Below are 21,288 nucleotides of genomic sequence, written 5' to 3' on the forward strand. Positions count from 1 at the left end.
TGAAGAAATTTTAATTATAATGATTTTAGGAGGACTGTATGGAATTTGTCAGAGATTACGAAAAGACAGCCATATTTTTTAGAGATAAAGAATACACTTACAAAGATCTGATACAGGGTGCTAAATATTATTCCACACTTTTAGACCTGGAAAAAGGCAAGAGGGCAGTTGTTTTTTCAGAAAACAGACCTGAAATAGCTTTTTCTGTATTTGCCATATGGGAAAAAAACGGAGTTTCTATTAATGCTGACGGAGGGTATAGTTCTGAGGAGCTTGCTTATGTACTATCTGATTCCGACCCAAAATATATTTTTACTTCTGAGAAAAACTATGATACAGCTTTAGAGGCCAAAAGACTTTCTGACTCTCATGTAAAAATAATAAAATTTGAGGATGTTATTATACCTGAAAATTTTCAGGTGGAAAACTGGGTTCTTAGTTCCCCGGAAAAAGAGGAAGTGGCAGTTATCCTCTATACCTCTGGAACAACTGGTAATCCAAAAGGTGTAATGCTCACAGTGGGAAATATCATGTCCAATCTAGATGCTTTAAAAAAAATAAAACTTTATGATGAAAATGACAGGTTTCTTGCACTTCTTCCTTATCATCATGTGTTTCCCCTGGTTATAAACTTATTTGCTCCATTTCACAACGGCTCTATGGTGGTTATGCTAGATGAAATATCTTCAGAGACCATAAGGGAAGCGCTACAAAAATATAAAATAACCATAATGATAGGGGTACCTAGACTATGGGAGCTCTTACACAAGGGGATTATGAATAAGATAAACAGCAGCAAGGCTGCCTTATACCTTTTCAGAACCTGTGAAAAGATAAAGTTTGAATGGCTCAGAAAAAAAATATTTAAAAAAGTACATGATGCTTTTGGGGGCAGTATGAGAATAATGGCCTCAGGAGGGGCAAAGTTAGATCCAGATATAATGAAGAATCTGACTACTTTAGGGTTTAAAATGCTAGAGGGTTACGGCCTGACTGAGACCTCTCCCATAATTACATTTAACAACCCGGATGATGCCAGGATGGGATCTGCAGGAGTACCTATACCAGGTGTAGAGGTGAAAATATCAGATGACGGTGAAGTATTGGCACGTGGACTCAATGTGATGAAAGGCTACCTCAACAGACCAGAAACTACTTCCCAAGTGATAGATTCTGACGGCTGGTTTCACACAGGTGATCTAGGTGAACTCCGTGATGGACATCTTTATCTTATCGGTAGAAAAAAAGAGATGATAGTTTTATCTAACGGTAAGAATATAAATCCGGCAGATATTGAAATAGAGATAATGAAGGATGCCAAGCTCATAAAAGAGATGGCAGTTACAGAATATAACAAACACCTTGTGGCAATTGTTTATCCTGATTTTGAAGCTATAAAAGAAGCTAATATAACCAATATCAAAGAGACACTGAAGTGGGAGATCATAGATAAGTACAATGTAACAGCTCCTAAGTACCGTAAAATTCTAGAGATAAAAATCGTGAAAGAGGAGCTGCCGAAAACAAAACTTGGTAAGCTCAGAAGATTTAAGCTAAGTGAGCTTATAGAGGGAAGCGAGGATAAGCAGGAGGAAAAAACTGATAAAAAAGTTTCAGAAGAACTCCAAACCAATGAATATAAGAAGATAGAAAAGTATCTGAAGGAAAATCACGGGGTGGATGTGACTCCTGAATCACATTTAGAGCTTGATCTAGGTCTTGATTCCCTGGATTTAGTAGAGATATTATCCTTTATAGAAAACTCCTTTGGGGTGGAGATACAAGAGGATGAATTTGTAAACATAGGAAGTATAGAGGATCTATGCAAATTCATAAGAGAAAAAGGTGGAGAATATCGTGAGGGAGATATAAACTGGAATACCATCCTTAATAAGGATATAGAGGTTGATCTGCCAAAATCTGCTATTGCTAGCAAAATATTCAAACTTTTAACGGCCCCTATATTTAAATTCCGATTAAGCCTTGAAAAGACAGGTATGGAAAATATACCGGATACTCCTTGTATATTTGCAGGAAATCATCAAAGTCTTGCTGATGGATTTGCCTTTAATCAAGCATTGTCAAACAAAAGACTTGAAAAAACATATTACCTGGCAACGGTAGTCCAGTTTAAGACTCCTCTGAAGATTTTCTTAGCAAAGAGAGGTAATGTTGTCATTGTAGATATAAATAAAAACTTGAAAGAAACTCTTCAAATAGCGGCAAAAGTTTTGAAAAGTGGGAAAAATCTTGTAATATTTCCTGAAGGAGCAAGGACAAGGGATGGAGAAATCCAAGAATTCAAAAAGTCTTTTGCCATACTCTCAAAAGAGCTAAATATACCTATTGTTCCATTTGGAATAGACGGGGCCTATGAGGCTATGCCGTATGGAAAATCATTTCCACAACGAGGGAAAATGAGACTTAATTTCTTCCCGGCAGTTGATCCTGAGGGAAAAGAACTAGAAGAAATAATAAACGAAACGAAAGATACGATAGATAAGTGGATAAAAAAATCTTAAAATGCTGCCTTGGGCAGCATTTTATATTTTGATAAAAAATTATCAATAGTTTTTAAAAATTTAGTTTTGATAGTAATGATCATCAGATATTTTGTTGTCATGTGTTTTCAATCTGTATTTTATATACTATAATACTACGGTGTCTTACTCTTGAAATTGTCATTGCACTTCTTTTATGATATAATTTCTTATAATTTTATACAATTCATTATAAAGGAGAAAAAGTGGAGTTTATAAGGGATTTTGAAAAGAGTGCAATTATATATGAAGGAAAAGAGATTTCATACAGTGATATCATATCGGCTGCTAAATTTATAAGTGAAGATATTGATATATGCAAAGGTGACAGAGTAATGATATTTATGGAAAATAGACCTGAATATATCTATTCATTTTTGGGTGTTTGGGACAGGTCAGGTATCTGTGTGTGTATTGATGCCAGTTTTGATGAGAAAGAATTTTCATACTATCTCAATGATTCGGCTCCAAAGTGTGTTTTTGTTTCGAATGAAACTATAACAGCTGCTACAAAAGCTTGTCAAATATCCGGACTGGATACACAGCTTATAAATGTAGATGAAATAAAGATAAATTACAATTTTACAAAGGAGAAACTTTTAAAATCTCCTGAGAGAAATGATGTTTCTCTTATACTTTACACATCAGGTACAACTGGTAATCCAAAAGGTGTAATGCTGACAATGGACAACATCCTCCTAAATATTGAAAGTCTAGATAAATACAACATGTTTAGGGAAAGTGATGTAATCTTGGGGATTTTACCTCTGCATCACATATTTCCATTACTTGGCGTGGGGGTTCTTCCCCTTTACAAAGGGTCTACAATAGTTTTCCTAAAGGACATATCATCTCAGGGAATAAAAAATAGTTTGAAAGAGCATAAAATCACAATAATATTAGGAGTTCCTAGACTGTGGGAGATGTTTCATAAGGGGATTATGGGAAAAATAAACTCCAGCAAGGCGGCAAAACTTCTTTTTAAACTTTCAAAGAAATTAAAAAATGAAAAATTCAGCAGAATGATATTTAGAAAAGTCCATGAAGAATTTGGAGGGAATATCAGATTTTTAGTTTCTGGGGGATCAAAACTTGATGCTCATCTCACGGAAGATTTTACAGCTATGGGTATGAGAATATGTGAAGGCTATGGTATGACGGAAACTGCTCCGATGATAGCGTTTAATCCTGATACGGAGATTATTCCAGGTTCTGCAGGGAAGATTCTTCCGGGAATTAATGTAAAAACATCAGAGGACGGAGAGATACTTGTAAAAGGACGGAATGTCATGAGAGGGTATTATAATAAGCCTAAAGAGACATCCCAGGTAATAGATTCAAAAGGTTGGCTGCATACAGGCGACTTAGGCTACCTAAAAAAAGATATTATTTTTGTCACTGGAAGAAAAAAAGAGATGATAGTTTTATCCAATGGTAAAAACATAAATCCTATAGAGATAGAAAAACAACTTATGGAAAATACAGACATAATCCAAGAAGTAGCGTTGGTGGAAAACAACAAGATACTTACAGCTGTTATTTATCCTGACTTTAATTTAATCTCTGCCCAGGGTATAAATAATATAAAAGAAACTCTTAAATGGGGAGCTGTGGACAAATATAATATCCAGGCTCCGAGTTACAAAAAAATACTGGATATAAAAATAGTAAAGCAAGAACTTCCAAAGACAAAACTTGGAAAAATCAGAAGATTTAAAATTTCAGAATTATTGAAAGAAAATACAAAAATAGAGGTTGAAATAAAGGAGCCGAACTTCCAGCAGTATAAATTATTAAAAAAATTCCTTTCTGAAATTAAAAATATATCTGTATTTCCAGATTCACATTTAGAATTAGATCTAGGTCTTGATTCTTTGGATATGGTGGAAGTTTTGGCATATATTGAGTCTAGTTTTGGAGTGAGGTGTGATGAAAAAACTATTTCAGAAAATCCAACTCTGGAAAAGCTTTCTTATTATTTAAAGGAAAATTCCGGTGAGCTTAATGAAAAACAATTTAACTGGTCGGAGATTCTAAATAAAAAAGTTGATATTGAACTCCCCAAATCCAATATAGTGGGATCAGCTATGAAGAAAATTCTGAAATTATTATTTATGTCCCGTTTGAATTTGAAAAAGGAAACTTTGGAAAACATTCCTAGGGAACCTTGTATATTTGTGGGGAATCATCAAAGTTTTATAGATGGATTTATTTTAAATGAAGCCCTTCCGGGGAAAATTCTGAAAAAAACTTACTATATGGCAAAGGTTAAACATTTTAAATCTCCTATTATGAAAATTCTTGGGAAAAATGCAAATATACTGGTGGTGGACATCAATAAAAATCTTTCTGAGTCACTACAGTTAATTGCACAGGCATTAAAAAAAGGTAAAAATATAGTTATTTTTCCAGAGGGGATTAGGAGTAGAGACGGGAAAATCGGGGAATTTAAAAAATCCTTTGCAATAATCGCAAAGGAACTTAATATACCAATTGCTCCCTTTGGTATAAAAGGGGCTTATGAGGCCTTTCCTACAGGAGCCAAGATCCCCAAATCAGGGAAACTTCATATAAAATTTTTCGATAAAATATATCCAGGTAAATTAAATTATGATGAGATTTCTTCAAAAGTAATGGATGAAATAAAAGATTGGGTAGAAGGGTAAAAAAAATGGGGACTCTTAGAGTTCCCCTAGTTCCAATCTTCTCAGAAGTTCGTAATCTTCCAAAAATCCTTTAACTTTCTTTTTGATTCTTTGAATAGCATTGTCCACAGATTTTATTTTTCTACTTGTTTTTTCAGCAATCTCAATATAGTTGTTCCCCAATAGCATATAATCAAAGATTTCGTTTTCCATTTTACTTAAATTATCATTTAAGTATTTTTTCAAAGCTTCTAATTTTTCTTTTCCTAAAAATATCTCTTCTGGGTTATAAAAGTTAAAAGACTTACGTTCGTATGAAACGTTACTTTCTTCACCTTCATAAAATCCATTAGAAGCCAGATTAAGCATGCGATGCTTACCTGAATTAGAATTTTTTATAGCTGTTATTATCTGTCTTTTTATACATAGAGATGCAAATGTATTAAAAGATGTGTTTTTTCCTTCGTCATAAGCTCTTATGGCTTTTAAAAGACCTATCATTCCCTCTTGCAATAAATCGTCTCTGTCGGCTCCGTTTAGGAAGTAATTCTTACTCTTCATTAAAACAAGTCCCCTATACTTGTTGAAAATCTCAGTAACCGCTTCTTGATCCCCCTCTTGAGCCATCTTAACCAAATTGACTTCCATCTTAAACTCCCCTCTTCCAACCAAAACTGTTCCTTTAAATAAAAAGTTTCCAATTTTTTGTTATGCTATTTTTATTTAAATAAAAACAATAGCCATTTGAAGTAATTTATAATCTGATTGATCCCCCCGTTAGATTCTCCAAATTGCAAATTGTCATTTCTGTTTAAATATACAAGCTAGGTTAAATTCTGATTTAATATCAACATTTTGATTGCTAAAACTACAAATTATTCATTTAAAAATCAATTTATTATTATCCTTCAGAAAAAAATGCCTAATATAATGATAGTATATAACCCAAAGAATGTCAAATTATTACTATAGTGAAAAAGGAATGTAAACGGTTAACAAACCCCAGTAAGTGTAATCTTTTAAAACTTTTCAAATGGTTCTTTATAATAGATATAGTCTAGTTTAGAGCTAATAAGTCGCTTGTATTCTTTTATTTTTTGTTTTCTTTCACTATTTTGGAAACCTATAATACAAAACATTTCCCATATAAAAACCCAGCCTCCTACATAAAAGCCTTCAGGTAAAATTTCTAGGTATAAATTTTTATTTATATAATTTTGGAAAAATATAGATATTGAAACCAATATTATACCTATCAGGGCATATTTAAAAGCTCTGATATTATGCACTCTTATTTCAGACTCTGTCCTGAATAGCATATATTTAAAGTAGTTTTTCAGACCGATGAGACTACGGTGCTCCTTTTCAATGTCTTTCATTTCTTCGGGCATAAAGAAATTTATAATAAGGTCGTGTTTCAATGGAATCTCAAAGGAGGATTCTTCAAGGTATTCTATAAGATTACTGTCTAAGTCACGTCTCTTAAATGGAGAGAAGTCCCATTCGTTGTAAAGATCACCGTATATATCTATGGAGATATCAATAATATAAGAATCACTTTTTTTATCGTATCTAAAAATTTTTTTATAGTCAAAATTTTCAACTTTTGATTTTTTGAGCATTTAAAATCCCCCTTTTCCTTTTAATATGTATTTTAGAATGAAATCTTTTAAATGTCTATATATTTTAAAGGTAACAAAAATACTTTGACATGTTAAAAAGTTATTCCTGAAACTGCCTGTAAATTATCTGTGTAAATTAAGATGTTTGTTTTGGTCTTCTGTCAATATAGTAGTCAACCTAACACCAATTTTTTCTGTATTTTTTCAAACTCAACAGGGGAGACATTTCCTAAGAAACTGTGTCTCCTCTCTTTATTATAAAATTCTATGTAATCAAATACCATTGCCTTCATATACCTTTTAGTTACTAAACCTTCTACATAAATCATCTCTTTCTTCAAAGAAGCATGAAAGGATTCTATTACTGCATTATCATAACAGTTCCCACGTCTACTCATAGATTGGATTAATCCTAGCTTCTTTACAAGGTTAGAGTACTCCCTACTCGAATATTGCGATCCTTGATCACTATGAATTATCAGTTCTTCCTCTGGTTCCTCCAGTAAAAATGACCTTGTTAAAGTATCTATTACTAACTCACTAGTCATGCGCTTACCTATATCGTAGGCGATAATCCTTCTAGAAAAAAGATCCATAATTGTGCTTAAATATAGCCAACCTTCGCTTGTCCAAATATATGTGATATCTGTAACCCAGACCTCATTTTTTCTACCTACTTTGAATTTTCTTTTTACAATATTTCCTGTGATATTTTCTCTTTTACTCTTTTCATTTCCTGTTTTAAACTTCTTGGTAGAATTAACTGATATATCATTTTCTTTCATTATTCTATTTATTCGTCTTTCGCTTGTTATTATGCCATATTCATCTTTGAGCTCAACCTTTAGTCTAGGGGCTCCATAGCTCCTCTTATGTCTGTTCTTTCTGACCTCTAGAATACTATCTAGAATCCCTTGATCCTTTTTCTTTCTCTCAGTAGTTTTGTTATTCTGAAACTTATTAAAACCACTTCGAGAGACTTCTAGGGCTCTACATATCTGAGATATAGAATGAACATTTCTGTGTATTTCAACGAAGATAAAGAGTTCCCTCTTAGTTATCTTTTTTTCCTTGAGAATATGGCTGTAGCCTTTTTTAAGATCTCTATATCCTCTTCTTTTTCCTTAAGTAGATTTTTCAACCTGATAATTTCTTTGTCTTGAGCGCTTAACTCCATGTCCTTCTTAGGACCTCCAAAGTATTTCTTTTCCCAGGCAGCAACAGTATTAGTGGTAATACCGTATTCATTTGATAGCTCTACCTTTGTTTTTATTTTAAGGAAAGAAAGCTCAGCGATTTGCTTCTGTTTCTCCTCTGAAAATCTTGCATATCTTCTTTTTTCTTCCATCATAGCCACTCCTAAATATGTTTATTTTTTATTATATATTTTTGAGTGCTAAACTGTCTACTAAACCATCATAACACCAGTTTTGATTATGTAATGGTTTGGTTACTTTTCTCTTGTAAAGAAAAGTAACGGATAAATTCAGTAATTTATCAAGAATAAAAACTCAAATTTTATATTTCAAAAATTGATGTATTTGAATTTGATTTTTTGTTAAAATTTTAGATGAAATAAAGGAAAATATTCAGGTATTTTTTATGAAAAAATATAGCGAATATAGAAAATAAAAAAAATATTGACATTCTTTTTTGACTGTGATATTATTAATCCTGTCCTAAGGGGCACAATGTATGCGGGAATAGCTCAGTTGGTAGAGCGTCAGCCTTCCAAGCTGAATGTCGCCAGTTCGAACCTGGTTTCCCGCTCCAATGTGGTGAGCGTAGTTCAGTTGGTAGAGCGCCAGTTTGTGGTACTGGTTGTCGCGGGTTCGAGTCCCGTCGTTCACCCCATATTATAAGCCCCGTTCGTCCATCGGTTAGGACACCAGATTTTCACTCTGGAGAGAGGAGTTCGATTCTCCTACGGGGTACCATAAATGGTGAGATTCCCGAGTGGCCAAAGGGAGCAGACTGTAAATCTGCCGGCTCCGCCTTCGAAGGTTCGAATCCTTCTCTCACCACCATAAAAATTTGATATGATTAGTGGGGGTGTAGCTCAGATGGTTAGAGCACCGGCCTGTCACGCCGGGGGTCGCGAGTTCGAGTCTCGTCACTCCCGCCATTAAATCAAAAAAATAAAATATGCCGCTTTAGCTCATCTGGTAGAGCAACTGACTTGTAATCAGTAGGTGATTGGTTCGACTCCGATAAGCGGCACCATAATTATGCGGGAATAGCTCAGTTGGTAGAGCGTCAGCCTTCCAAGCTGAATGTCGCCAGTTCGAACCTGGTTTCCCGCTCCAATAAGCCCCGTTCGTCCAGTGGTAAGGACACCAGATTTTCACTCTGGAGACAGGAGTTCAATTCTCCTACGGGGTACCAAAAAATATGGTCGCATAGCTCAGTTGGGAGAGCACCTGCCTTACAAGCAGGGGGTCACAGGTTCAAGTCCTGTTGCGACCACCATAAAATTTGATATAATTAGTGGGGGTGTAGCTCAGATGGTTAGAGCACCGGCCTGTCACGCCGGGGGTCGCGAGTTCGAGTCTCGTCACTCCCGCCATTAAATCAAAAAAAATAAAATATGCCGCTTTAGCTCATCTGGTAGAGCAACTGACTTGTAATCAGTAGGTGATTGGTTCGACTCCGATAAGCGGCACCACTCAAACGCGGGGGTGGCGGAATTGGCAGACGCGCTAGACTTAGGATCTAGTGTCTTTGACGTGGGAGTTCAAGTCTCCCCCTCCGCACCATTAATTTCACTACGGTGACTATAATATTTAAATCTTAAAGTAGCTTAAGGGCTACTTTTTTTTATTGCAGGAGGAACTATTTAAAATAGGCGGTAAAATATAAATAGATGGTAGGAATTTAAAGAATGAAGAGGTGTTTTTTTTATGAAAAAAATAATATTATTTTTATTTCTGATTCTAAGTCTTGCTTCCTACTCAGAAAAAGTAACGGTACATTATGAAAATGGTAATTTATATAGAACAGCAAACTTTGAAGATGGCAAGCTAGACGGGAAGATGCTGGTTTATTATGAAAACGGTAACTTAGAAGTAAAATCATACTGGAAAGAAGGTAAATTAGAAGGTGAAAGAATATTTTACTATAAAAATGGAAATATAAGTGAAGAATCCAACTGGAAAAACGGTCAACAAGAAGGAGAAGTAGTGATTTACTACGAGAACGGAAATATAGAGGGTAGATCAAATTGGAAAAATGGTAAGCAGGAAGGTGAGACAGTATATTACTATAGAAACGGGAAAATAGGACAAAAGTCCAACTGGAAAGATGGAAAAATAGAGGGACTGGTAATACATTATTATGAAAGCGGGAAAATAAGTGAAGAATCCAACTGGAAAGACGGTAAACTAGAGGGGGAGATAACAGGTTACTATGAAGATGGAAAAATAGAGGGTACATCAACTTGGAAAGACGGTAAATTAGACGGTACAGCAATGATTTATTATGAAAACGGAAACACAAAAGGAGTAATAAACTTTAAAAATGGAAGGCAAGATGGGATAACATTACTTTATCATGAAAATGGAAATATAAGTGAAAAGTCTATTTGGAAAAATGGTGAAGAAGAAGGCGAAGTATACTTATATGATATTGATGGGAATCTATATAGGGTAGAAAGTTATTCTGATGGAAAGGTAGACAATATAATGCGAACTTATTGATGAAATATAAAAATAAAGATGAAAAAATTATTAAACCGGAATTTGTTGACTTACATTTATTATTTTGCTATAATCACAAAGTTAATGTTACTGAAAATTTTTTGAAACTGTGCCTAGGTTAATCCTGGGCTTTTTTTATAAAATTACATATAAAAATTAATTAACAAAATAAAAAGAAAGATAGAATATATTTAGAATAAATCTATTAATTGAAATTGACATAAATCTGACACCAAAAAAATTTAGATTTACTTTATCAAGAATAGATTTGTATTTTAAATAAATCGGACAAAGGATTATCGGTATAAAGTAGGGAAGCTATATTTTAACTTTTTTTAATTTATAAGAAAGTACGAGGTGAAGCTTTGGACTCTAAAATTCTAAAGTATAATGCTAAATACGCAGAGCCTAAAAGCTCAATGTTTCAAATGCTGCAAAAGGATGGCAAGATAATCTATGTCAATGAGAACTGGCTAAAGGAAACCGGGTATAGAGAAGATGAGGTTATAGGAAAATTTTTCAAGGATTTTTTGCTCGATGAAAGCCGAGAGAATGTGAAAAAGGACTTTCCACGTCTCAGAGATTACGGATGCATAGAAAATGTACCCTTGAAAATCAAAAGGAAAGACGGCGTTGTAATAGAGGCGGTATTGAACGGTATAAGTGTCTATGATGAAAATGGGGAGTTTTTAAATACAAGATGTGAGCTAAAGACAATTCACTATTTCATAAGATCTAACCAGTATATGCAGAATTTGTTAGAAGAAGAAATATTTTTGAAAAAAAGCTTATATATAAAATCCCAAATAAACAATGCCCTTCTTTTTTCTGAAAGTCTGAGTGACTTTCTAAAACATGTTTTGTTTGTGCTATCAGAACCGTCAGAGGTCTTCAGCACCACTGTGGTGAAATTTGGAAAAGGTAATGAGGTTTTTTCCGAGAGTTCCGAATCATTGGAAAATCCTATAGAAGATGAGATAAAAAGGTCGTTAATAAAAAATGATTTTTTAAATAAAATCTCAGATGATTTTATGATTATCGAGAAGGATAAGATTATAGAAGGATTTGAAGATGTGCAAAATTTTCTAAATGATAAAGATATTCTGGTGATATCTACTATAGAATTAGAAAATAAAATCCATATGGAAAAAACAATATTTTTATTTCACCTTCACGGAGCAAAATTGAGTATTTTTAAAGAAAAATGGCTGAAATTATTGATAAATGTGAAAGAATTACTGAGTCTTGGTTTAAATACTTTTGATGTTTATGAAAATACTCAGGCTATTGCAGAAAAATTATCTGAGTTTTCGGTGCTTGAAAGCAGACACAATCCAAATAAAAAAGAGGAACTTAAAAACTGTGTATACAGGGAGATAGAGCGTTATAAAAGATATTCAACTCCTTTTTCTCTTTTGATCTTTAAGATTTCAAATCTAGACAGTATAAAAAATAGCGTTGCCGAGCTGTGGGTAGAGGAGATCTCGTCAAAAATTTCGAGGACGATAAATAAAAGCATAAGAGATATAGATCAACTTTATAACCTGGGAAATGAGAAATTTATAGTTATATTGACTGAGACCGTTGAAAATGATGCGGTAAAAATTTCAGAAAGAATAGAAAAATATATTTTAGATTTAGACCCGGGACCTGTCAATTTTATTATAAGTACAGGAGTTGCAGAAAGTAAAAAAGATGATACCTTTAGCAGCATTTACAAAAGGTTAGATCAGAGCCTTCGGGAATCGAAGAAGAAAAGCAAGGATTCTCTTTTTCTTTGTTAAAATATAAGTTTTTTCAGAAGATTGAGAGTAAAAAAACCAGTAAAAAAACGCCATGAAGCGTCTTCTTACTGGTTTTCTTTTTTGAGATAAAGTGTATAATAAATAACAGGAATAAATATTCCTCCTGAAAGAAGGTTCCCTATTGTTACCGGGAAGAGATTGTGAGTGATAGCAGTCCCCGCGCTGTAAATGGAAGGCTCTATCATCTTTGCTATGGAAAGAACAAACATGTTTGCAACGATGTGCTGGTATCCAGATAAGGCAAACATCATAATTGGAAACCAGGCTGAAAAAATCTTACCTATGGAATCTGTGGCAGAAAATGTCATCCATACTCCTAAAGCCACTAGAATATTACAAAGAAAACCACTAAAAAGTCCCTCTGTAAATGTAAGGTGAACCTTGTGCTCAGCCAGACTTACGGTTGCTGCATGCATAGCGGGGCTTTTGAAAATTCCTGCCATAAAGGCCACCCAGGCCACAAATATACTCCCGGTGAAGTTACCGAACCATACAGATATCCAGTTTGTCAAAACCTCTTTCAGAGAGACATCCTTTGTACAGTAACCAATAAAGGCCAGGTTGTTTCCAGTAAAAAGGTCGCCACCTACAAAAAGAACAAGCATTATCCCCACTGGGAATACTGTGGCACCCATAAACTTTGCAAAACCAGCGTCAAAATTTCCTCCTAAAGTCTGGGAAACGGTTATATATGCCACATAGGCGAGACCGATGAAGATTCCTCCCATAAACCCAAGCAGAAAAACCTTTGAAGGCTTGGTGTGGGATTTTTTTATGGCCAGTTTTACAACGGCTTCAGCACATTCTACTGTATTTAAAAAACTCTTGTTCATCTGTTTCCTCCTGTGTAAAATTTTAGAAAAAATAAAGTACTACTTAACAACGAAGTGCATTATACTTTTTTATGCATAAAAAGTCAAGAATAAATGGTATGAGAGCCTTATAAAAAAAATCAGTACAAATTAATAAAAGTCTTGGTAAGAAAAAATATGTGATGAACTTGAAGAAGAAAAAAGTTAAAATTGCCATTTTTTGTTAATAGGTGTATAACATTAATTGGTAATAAAAATAAATCAACAGAAAGAGAGAAATTATGTATTTTAAAATTGTAAAAAATCTTAAAAAAAATTATTCTAAAAATGTGATTCTTTATACTGAAGGTAAAGTAGAAGTTTGTAACTTTATATCAGATGAAAATAAAGTTCTTTTGAGTAAGCTTATTGATGAAAAAAAGTTTAAGGCTAAAATGGGAGAAACCTTAGAAGCCAGTTTTTTAGAATACGGGAATCTTATTAATATGGTTCTTGTAGGAGTGGGGAAGGAAAAAGATGTGACACGTGACTCTATAATAAAGTCAGTGTACAAGGCTCTAAAGGATTTTTCTGGAGAGGTACTTATAAGTTCTGAAGAGGATAAGCTAAAAAATATAGATGCCATTGCAGAGGCGGCCTATCATATAAATTATAAGTTTGGAAAATATAAGACAGAGGCAAAAAATGACAAGCCTCTTGTTATGGAGTATTTTGATCCAGAAGCAAAGAGCGGGACTATAGAGGGGCAAGTTTTAGGTGAGGCTGTAAATATAACTAGAGACCTTGTAAATGAACCTGCAAATGTTATCTATCCTAAGACTCTTGCAATTGAAGCTATGACACTAGGATCAAAATTTGGATTTGATGTAGAAGTCCTAGAAGAATATCAAATCGGTGAAATTGGAATGGAAGCTTTTCTTTCGGTGGCACGTGCTGCAGAAAAAAGACCACGACTTATTATAATGAAATATTTCGGGGATAAAAAGAATCCTGATAAAATAACGGGACTTGTGGGTAAGGGTCTGACTTATGATACAGGTGGACTTTCTCTTAAGCCTAGTGACAGCATGCTAGAGATGAAGTGTGACATGGGAGGGGCTGCCACTGTCATAGGGGCTATGTGTGCAGCATCTAAGATGAAGGTGGAGAAAAATATAATCGCCGTAATAGCTGCCTGTGAAAACTCTATAGGGGGAAATGCATACAGGCCTGGGGATGTCATAGGAAGTATGTCAGGTAAGACAATAGAGGTAACAAATACAGATGCAGAAGGAAGATTAACCCTTGCAGATGCAGTTACTTATATAGTAAGAAATGAAAAAGTAAGTGAAGTTATAGACATAGCAACACTTACAGGGGGTATAGTCGTAGCTCTGGGAACAACAGTAACAGGAGTATTCAGTAATAGTGAATCAATGTATAATAAACTTGAAAACTCAGGAGAGGTATTCGGAGAAAAATTATGGAGAATGCCTATATTTGATGACTATAAAGAGCTTGTAAAATCAGATATTGCCGACCTTAAAAACTCAGGAGGAAGATGGGGAAGTGCTCCTAGTGCTGCGAAATTTATAGAGGAATTCTCAGAAGGAATCCCTTGGATGCACATAGACATAGCCGGGACGGCCTTTGTAACTGCTAGGAAGGACTATTTTCCTAAAGGAGCTACGGGAAATATGGTTAGGTCTCTATACGGTTATCTAAAGACAAAATAATGTCATCCTGTTTATAGTTTTTTTTAGGACTATTGATATTTTTATTATTATGTGTTAAAATACTAAAAAGATAAAAAATGTGACCTGTTTGTTGGCAGTGTGTTTGTAAATGGTAATGTTATTTGAATATGTGGAGGAAGTCATGCAAAACGGATATGTGTTTCATTTGTTGGTTTTGGGTACTATCATGATGATATTTAAGGTTTCAGCCTATTCAATCATGTAAGTAAAAGAGATTTCCAAAAATCTCTTGTTTTGTATAAAAAAAATATTTAAACTCTGTATGACTGGCGGATAGTGGGAAAAACCCACAGGGATTACAGAGTTAAAAGCCGACCGCCTGGGCGAATAGATTACTTGAATGAGTCTATTTGTTCAGGGGGTCTATTTTTTTATAAAAACAATATGGAGTTGATGAGAATGAAGAAGTTTGATCCATGGAGTGATTTTAAAGAGGGCAAATGGCACAAAAATATTGATGTAAGGGATTTTATACAAAAAAATTATACTCCCTATGAGGGAGATGAATCATTTTTAAGCGGACCCACTGAAAGGACAAGGGAACTTTTTGAGAAATTTGAAGAACTGAGAAAAATAGAATTAGAAAGAAAAGGCGTGGTAGATATAAATACAGACACTGTATCTTCACTGCTGACTTATGATGCGGGTTATCTAGATAAAGATAAAGAGATAATAGTAGGGATACAAACTGATAAACCCCTAAAAAGAGGAGTAAATCCCTTTGGTGGGATAAAGATGACGAGACAGGCTGTAGAGGCCTATGGTTATGAACTTGACCAGAAGATTGAGGACTACTTTGCATACAAGACTACTCATAATGATGGTGTTTTCAGGGTTTATAATGAGGCTATGAAGACAGCAAGGAGTACGGGGATGATAACAGGACTTCCAGATGCCTATGGAAGAGGTAGAATTATAGGGGACTACAGAAGAGTATCCCTATACGGAGTAGATCGCCTTTTAGATGAAAAGAAAAAAGATAAAATAATATACGGTCGGAAAAAAATGACCGAGGAAAATATCCGCCTCCTAGAGGAGCTTTATAAACAGATAGATTTTTTGAAAAAGATGAAAGATATGGCCAAGCTTTATGGGTATGATATATCGGCTCCGGCTAAGGATTCTAAGGAAGCTGTTCAGTGGCTTTATTTTGCCTACTTAGCATCAGTAAAAGAACAAAACGGTGCCGCTATGTCCCTAGGACGGGTAAGTACGTTTCTGGATATTTATTTTCAGAGGGATATAAAGAGAGGGATTCTAACAGAAAAAGATTCTCAGGAGATAATAGATGATTTTGTACTAAAGCTTAGAATGGTAAGGCAGTTAAGGACTCCAGAATACAATGAACTTTTTGCAGGAGATCCCAATTGGATAACTGAAGTTATAGGGGGAACCGGGACAGACGGGAGAACAATGGTTACCAAAAGTTCTTACAGGTTTTTAAACTCCCTCTATACCCTAGCTCCGGCACCCGAACCAAATCTCACAGTGCTTTGGTCAGAGACCCTTCCTGAAAACTTCAAGAGGTTCTGTGCCAAGGTATCCATGGACACTGATTCTATACAGTATGAAAATGATGACCTTATGAGGTCTAGATACGGAGATGATTATGGGATAGCCTGTTGTGTATCGGCTATGAAGATAGGGAAACAGATGCAGTATTTCGGAGCCAGATGTAATATGCCAAAAATCCTTCTCATGGCTTTAAACGGAGGAAAAGACGAGGTTTCAGGTAAACAAACAGGTCCAGAGATGGAGTCCTTTCAATCGAAACCTTTGAATTATGAAGATGTAATGAAAAGACTGAAACTTTACAGAGAATGGCTCTGCGAACTCTATGTAAACACTATGAATATTATTCACTTTATGCACGACAAGTATTCCTATGAGAAGACTCAGATGGCTCTTCATGATACTGAGGTAGAAAGGTCTATGGCTTTTGGAATGGCTGGTTTATCTGTGGTAGCTGATTCCTTAAGTGCCATAAAATATGCCAAGGTTACACCTGTAAAAAATGAAGAAGGTATAATCACAGACTTTGATGTAGAGGGAGATTTCCCAAAATTTGGAAATAATGACGACAGAGTTGACTCTATAGCTGCAGAACTAACAGAAGATTTCATAAAAGATCTGAAAAAACACGAAACTTACAGAAATGCAGAGCACACCCTATCTATACTGACCATAACTTCCAACGTTGTCTATGGAAAGAAGACAGGTTCAACTCCAGACGGAAGAAAAAAAGGAGAACCTTTTGCACCTGGAGCCAATCCAATGCATAACAGAGAGAAAAAAGGTGCCTTAGCATCTCTTACTTCTGTGGCGAAGATTCCTTATGATGCATGTCGTGATGGAATATCATGTACATTTAGCATTCCACCAAAGACTTTAGGGAAGACTGAAGAGGACAGAAAGACTATTCTTACTTCTATATTAGATGGTTATTTTTCTCAGAATGCCCACCATCTAAATGTTAATGTGTTGGACAAGGAAAAACTAGAAGATGCCATGATTCATCCGGAGAAATATCCAAATCTCACTATACGTGTATCAGGATACGCTGTAAACTTCAATTCTCTTAGCATAGAACAACAAAAAGAGGTTATAAGCAGAACTTTTCATAATGAAATATAAAAAAAACTCACAGAGATTTCTGTGAGTTTTTTCTTTGCAATTTTTTAAATTTCTACTTTTTTAAATTTTTAGACAATCTTATTTTTTATTAAAAAATAAATTTTTAGGGGCAGTTACAAATTTATTAAGATACTTTACTTTTGTAACAGCCTTATTGGGTTGAAAAACTTGTTGTGACTTGTAATCTTTTTTTATTATAGAAAAAGTTGCGGTGTCTATGAAATTACCGTTAAAATAATAATTTTCCCTAAAGTAGCCCTCTCTTTTGAATCCGCATTTTTCCAAAAGATTTATAGATTTTGTATTTAGAGGATTCACATTTGCCTCTATACTGTTGAGCCCCATATTTTCAAATCCAAATTTTAATACTTCTTCTACAGCCTCACTCATGATTCCCATATTCCAGAAATTTTTGTCTAGGGCATATCCAAGCTCGCCTCTGTAGTGCCCTTTATCTATTCTCCAAAATCCTATATAGCCAATCATTTCTTCAGAGTCTTTTTGAGTTATCACCCAGTTTAAGGCTTTTTCTTCTCTGTGAGTCTTTAGGGTAAAGTTTAAAAACCTTTCTGTCTCCTCTAAAGACCCCATTTTAGGCGCATCCATGTATTTCATAACCTCATCGCAGGTTCTGATATTGTAGATATTTTCTATATCTCTTTTGTAAAAATTTCTAAGAACAATTCTCTCAGTTTTTATCACAGGAAAAATCCGAAAATTCAATTTCATTTTTAGCAGCACCACCTTTGTTTTATGATTTAAGGCTAAATAAGATCATTGATATCTTCTTCTGAAAAAGGTTTTGCAACCTTCCCCTGAAACAGGTATTGATCTAAAAAAACAGCCACAAGATATACTATAATATATATTCACTGTAGTCAACTATAAAACTTTTGTCATAATAAAAAATGGATTTGAAATATTCAAATCCACTTCACCCGTTAATGTTTATTTTGATTCTGCCCGTTTTTATTTTTTATATATGAAATTAATCCCCAGTTTTGAGAGATCTTTTTTATCATAAGGTTTATCGTCAGGAATTTTGTATATAATTTTACCACCGTATTTTTTTACCAATTTTATAAGTTCTTTTTCCTCTAGATTCATTATTTCCACCATATCTGGTTCTGTATAGGATATCAGACTGGTGCTTATAGGAGCCTCTGCAGTTTCTTTGAACAAAAGATCGTATCCTTCATCTCTGTATTCTAAGAGTTCCTCAACGTCATTCCATGATTTGAAGCCCTTTAACTCAAAGCATATATTTTCTTTGTTAAGATTGTATTTTTTCAGCATTGTCTCTATACTTGCAAAAAGAAATTCACTGTCGTTTATATAGTTTACCCTGAGGGTATAAAAAAGCTTCTTATCGAGGTATCCCTTTTCTTTGGCCAGTTTCATAGCTTTTTCTTTTATTTTTAATATAAAAAATTCAAAATAATTTTCCTCTGCTACCATCTCATACATCTCATTTTTGTCTTCGAACCCCAATTTTGAAAAATCCTTGATAATCTTATAACCGTATATTTTTCCCGTCTTCAGATAATATACCGGTATAAATTTAAATTCAACTTTTTCAAAGGCTCTTTGATAGTAATTATTTTTTTCCATTCATCACAATCCTTTCTAAAAATGACCTCTACACCCTCTTAAATGAAAATGCAGAAGTCATTATTAATGCTACATTTGAGAGAAAATACCTCAATTTATGTTTTGATCTCTTTATCTTATCTCATTGATTCCGTCTCTTATGAGATTGAGGTCGATAAAACGATATTCTTCTAGTATTTCAGATGGCAGAGATTTGTAATTTTGCGAGCATATGAGTTTTTTTGAAATCTTCATGGCCCCTTCCATGAGCTTAACTGATTCTTCATTTTCAGGGTCAGTAACTACTGATATAGCTATTGATTTAAAAGGATTTTCACAGCATTCTATATTTGAAAAAATAGGATCAGAAAGAAGGACGTGTCCCTCATGAACCTTTTCTCTCACAAGACTTAGTACCTCTGAAAAAGCACCATCTTTCAGGTGAATAATCTCGTCTGTTTCTTTATAAAAATTATAAACTTTACTATTGTTCGTTACAATAATATATTTCATATTAATCTCCCCCTTGTGCTTATTTATTATAACATATTTGTCCTAGAGTCAATAGTCACAAGGGAATTTAGCATATATGCAAAAATATGTTTAAAAAATTATCCAAACATTTTTTTATCGAAGATACGGCTGGCCTTGTCTACAAAAGTACTTCTGTGAACTCTGTCAAGGGTAATATGAGCCGTCTCAGGGATATCTTTGAGCCATTCTATCGCTACGTAAAGACCGGATTTGTCCGGGTCTAACCTCGAGATTGTCTGCTGGGCAATATCACCGATTAGAATGAGTTTGCAGTTGTCTCCTATTCTGGTGATAATAGACCTTATAGCGTGAGCGTCAAAGGACTGGGCCTCATCTATGATTACTATTTTGTCTATAAAGCTAGACCCGAGTATAGAGGAGATGTCCAATATTTCAAGTTTATCCTGATTTATGAGGGCATTTAGCATATCGGCTCCGCTTTTGCTTCTTTTGCCACGGATACTCTGGAGGTTTTCTAAGGTTGTAGTATAGTTTCCAAAATGTGTCAAAAGTTTTTCTTCAGTGGCTCCGGTGGTAAATCCCTGATAATTCCACTTGTCTATGGGAGAGGTGTTTTTTCCTATAATAACCTTACTGTACATGCTTTGTTCTATGACTTGTTCTAGTGCGGCGGCTAAGGCTAATAGTGTCTTACCGCATCCCTGTCTTGAGGTAATAGAGACAAATGGTATTTTGGGATTCAAAAGAGCCTCTAGGGCAAATTTTTGTCTTACATCCTTGGCTTTGACTCCAAAGACAGTGTAATCTTCATTGTGAAGTTTTACTATTTTTTCTTTTTCAGAGTCGTACCGTCCTATGATCTTGCTGTAGGAATAGTCGGTGTATCCTATGAAGAACTGGTTTGGGTGTATTATCTCTATACCCAGTTCCTTTGGATCTATGCCGTTTTCAGAATAAAACTTTTTTACACTTTCTTCGCTGACCTTTATCTCTAAAATCCCGTTGTAAAGATCGTCTAATTTGTGCTTGTCAGACATATCTAAATGTTTGCACTTTATCCCCATAGAAGATGCCTTGATCCTCATACTGATATCCTTTGTAAGGAGAATATCGTTTTTATGGGCCTCGGCAAGCATTATAGAAAGAATTTTGTTGTCCACATAATTGACATCAAAATTTTCTGGAAGTTCCACTGCCGGTTTCTCAAGGGTACTCTTTAAAATAACACCATTTTTCAGCTCTATTCCCTGCAGAAGATTTCCCTTTTCCTCTATATCCTTGAAGTTTCTCAGAAACTGTCTGGCTCTGAAACCGCTGTTTCCCTCTCTGGATTTTAGTTTATCAAGTTCCTCTAAAACATAGATGGGAATCATTACAGTGCATTCTTGGAATTCTCTTAAAAAAAATGGATTTGCAATTATGATGTTAGTATCCACTATGTAATTGGCCATTTATCCCCCTTAATTATGTCTGGTATTTTTCCTATTATATAAGGAAGTGATTAAATTAAAAATTTTAGCTTGAATATAATTATTTCCTATCAAGATACTGTTTCTGTTAATATTGTAACATTATTTTGTCCTCAAAGGGAATAATTTTATTTTAAAAAATTCAAAATTTTATTTATAAATATTTTGTGCAAATTAAAAGTTTACAGAGGATGGAATTTCTGTGCCAGCTCCGGCAGAACTTGATTTTTAAAGGTATTTGTACT

The 21,288-nt window shown here is 34.4% G+C and carries 15 protein-coding genes, 12 tRNA genes and 1 riboswitch; of the genes, 18 read left to right on the forward strand and 9 right to left on the reverse strand.

Translation table 11 applies throughout. From position 1 onward, the window contains the following. Positions 1–38: 38 nt before the first annotated feature. Positions 39–2,522: an AMP-binding protein gene (locus ILYOP_RS11035; RefSeq protein WP_013388595.1), complete on the forward strand. Its 2,484-nt coding sequence runs from the start codon at positions 39–41 to the stop codon at positions 2,520–2,522. A 224-nt stretch (positions 2,523–2,746) separates the two neighbouring features. Then, a complete protein-coding gene (locus ILYOP_RS11040; RefSeq protein WP_013388596.1) occupies positions 2,747–5,206 on the forward strand; it encodes an AMP-binding protein in 2,460 nt (819 codons plus the stop codon). 15 nt (positions 5,207–5,221) lie between these two features. On the opposite strand, the gene ILYOP_RS11045 is transcribed toward ILYOP_RS11040, so the two are convergent. From ILYOP_RS11045 to ILYOP_RS11060, 4 genes are all read right to left on the reverse strand, one after another. Next, complete coding sequence (locus tag ILYOP_RS11045) at positions 5,222–5,833, reverse strand: sigma-70 family RNA polymerase sigma factor (protein ID WP_013388597.1); 612 nt, start codon at positions 5,831–5,833, stop codon at positions 5,222–5,224. Between the two features lie 371 nt (positions 5,834–6,204). Continuing rightward, positions 6,205–6,807, reverse strand: coding sequence for a hypothetical protein (locus tag ILYOP_RS11050; RefSeq protein WP_013388598.1), 603 nt, complete (start codon positions 6,805–6,807; stop codon positions 6,205–6,207). A gap of 173 nt (positions 6,808–6,980) precedes the next feature. Further along, positions 6,981–7,886, reverse strand: a complete 906-nt coding sequence (locus ILYOP_RS11055) for an IS3 family transposase (protein WP_148223647.1) — start codon at positions 7,884–7,886, stop codon at positions 6,981–6,983. Continuing rightward, the gene (locus tag ILYOP_RS11060; RefSeq protein ID WP_083789061.1) at positions 7,865–8,158 is read right to left on the reverse strand and encodes a transposase; all 294 of its coding nucleotides are present in this window, start codon (positions 8,156–8,158) and stop codon (positions 7,865–7,867) included. Before ILYOP_RS11060 ends, ILYOP_RS11055 begins: the two co-directional genes overlap by 22 nt. Positions 8,159–8,504: 346 nt before the next feature. On the opposite strand from ILYOP_RS11060, the gene ILYOP_RS11065 reads away from it, so the two are divergent. The 14 genes from ILYOP_RS11065 (at position 8,505) to ILYOP_RS11130 (ending at position 12,286) form a co-directional block, all read left to right on the forward strand. Beyond that, positions 8,505–8,580, forward strand: a tRNA-Gly gene (locus ILYOP_RS11065). A gap of 5 nt (positions 8,581–8,585) precedes the next feature. Then, a tRNA-His gene (locus tag ILYOP_RS11070) sits at positions 8,586–8,661 on the forward strand. A gap of 8 nt (positions 8,662–8,669) precedes the next feature. Further along, positions 8,670–8,744: transfer RNA gene (locus tag ILYOP_RS11075), tRNA-Glu, on the forward strand. A 5-nt stretch (positions 8,745–8,749) separates the two neighbouring features. Next, positions 8,750–8,834, forward strand: a tRNA-Tyr gene (locus ILYOP_RS11080). Positions 8,835–8,855: 21 nt separating this feature from the next. Then, positions 8,856–8,932: transfer RNA gene (locus ILYOP_RS11085), tRNA-Asp, on the forward strand. A gap of 22 nt (positions 8,933–8,954) precedes the next feature. Beyond that, positions 8,955–9,030: transfer RNA gene (locus tag ILYOP_RS11090), tRNA-Thr, on the forward strand. 7 nt (positions 9,031–9,037) lie between these two features. After that, a tRNA-Gly gene (locus ILYOP_RS11095) sits at positions 9,038–9,113 on the forward strand. A 4-nt stretch (positions 9,114–9,117) separates the two neighbouring features. Next, positions 9,118–9,192 (forward strand) — tRNA-Glu (locus ILYOP_RS11100). 8 nt (positions 9,193–9,200) lie between these two features. After that, a tRNA-Val gene (locus ILYOP_RS11105) sits at positions 9,201–9,276 on the forward strand. A 20-nt stretch (positions 9,277–9,296) separates the two neighbouring features. Next, positions 9,297–9,373, forward strand: a tRNA-Asp gene (locus ILYOP_RS11110). A gap of 23 nt (positions 9,374–9,396) precedes the next feature. After that, positions 9,397–9,472 (forward strand) — tRNA-Thr (locus ILYOP_RS11115). A 7-nt stretch (positions 9,473–9,479) separates the two neighbouring features. After that, positions 9,480–9,563, forward strand: a tRNA-Leu gene (locus ILYOP_RS11120). Positions 9,564–9,707: 144 nt separating this feature from the next. After that, positions 9,708–10,502: a toxin-antitoxin system YwqK family antitoxin gene (locus tag ILYOP_RS11125; RefSeq protein ID WP_013388599.1), complete on the forward strand. Its 795-nt coding sequence runs from the start codon at positions 9,708–9,710 to the stop codon at positions 10,500–10,502. 419 nt (positions 10,503–10,921) lie between these two features. After that, positions 10,922–12,286 (forward strand): diguanylate cyclase, encoded by a 1,365-nt coding sequence (locus tag ILYOP_RS11130; RefSeq protein ID WP_222838887.1) that lies wholly within the window; start codon positions 10,922–10,924, stop codon positions 12,284–12,286. A 65-nt stretch (positions 12,287–12,351) separates the two neighbouring features. On the opposite strand, the gene ILYOP_RS11135 is transcribed toward ILYOP_RS11130, so the two are convergent. Next, complete coding sequence (locus ILYOP_RS11135) at positions 12,352–13,140, reverse strand: formate/nitrite transporter family protein (protein WP_013388601.1); 789 nt, start codon at positions 13,138–13,140, stop codon at positions 12,352–12,354. A 260-nt stretch (positions 13,141–13,400) separates the two neighbouring features. Between ILYOP_RS11135 and ILYOP_RS11140 the strand changes: the two genes are divergently transcribed. Continuing rightward, entirely contained in the window at positions 13,401–14,834 is a 1,434-nt protein-coding gene (locus ILYOP_RS11140; RefSeq protein ID WP_013388602.1) for a leucyl aminopeptidase, read from the forward strand. A gap of 273 nt (positions 14,835–15,107) precedes the next feature. Further along, positions 15,108–15,187, forward strand: a riboswitch (ZMP/ZTP riboswitch). A gap of 67 nt (positions 15,188–15,254) precedes the next feature. After that, positions 15,255–17,489, forward strand: a complete 2,235-nt coding sequence (pflB, locus tag ILYOP_RS11145; protein WP_013388603.1) for a formate C-acetyltransferase — start codon at positions 15,255–15,257, stop codon at positions 17,487–17,489. Positions 17,490–17,567: 78 nt separating this feature from the next. Here the strand turns inward: pflB and ILYOP_RS11150 are convergent, their stop codons facing one another. The 4 genes from ILYOP_RS11150 to ILYOP_RS11165 form a co-directional block, all read right to left on the reverse strand. After that, positions 17,568–18,218: a GNAT family N-acetyltransferase gene (locus ILYOP_RS11150; protein WP_013388604.1), complete on the reverse strand. Its 651-nt coding sequence runs from the start codon at positions 18,216–18,218 to the stop codon at positions 17,568–17,570. 240 nt (positions 18,219–18,458) lie between these two features. Beyond that, positions 18,459–19,100 carry an EAL domain-containing protein gene (locus ILYOP_RS11155; protein WP_013388605.1) on the reverse strand — a complete coding sequence of 214 codons (642 nt, stop codon included), beginning with the start codon at positions 19,098–19,100 and terminating at the stop codon, positions 18,459–18,461. Between the two features lie 111 nt (positions 19,101–19,211). Further along, positions 19,212–19,592 carry a GrdX family protein gene (locus ILYOP_RS11160; protein WP_013388606.1) on the reverse strand — a complete coding sequence of 127 codons (381 nt, stop codon included), beginning with the start codon at positions 19,590–19,592 and terminating at the stop codon, positions 19,212–19,214. A 98-nt stretch (positions 19,593–19,690) separates the two neighbouring features. Further along, positions 19,691–21,025, reverse strand: a complete 1,335-nt coding sequence (locus tag ILYOP_RS11165) for a PhoH family protein (protein ID WP_013388607.1) — start codon at positions 21,023–21,025, stop codon at positions 19,691–19,693. Positions 21,026–21,288 lie beyond the last annotated feature (263 nt).

This window comes from Ilyobacter polytropus DSM 2926 (assembly GCF_000165505.1).
In the GTDB taxonomy this organism is placed as follows: Bacteria; Fusobacteriota; Fusobacteriia; order Fusobacteriales; family Fusobacteriaceae; genus Ilyobacter; species Ilyobacter polytropus.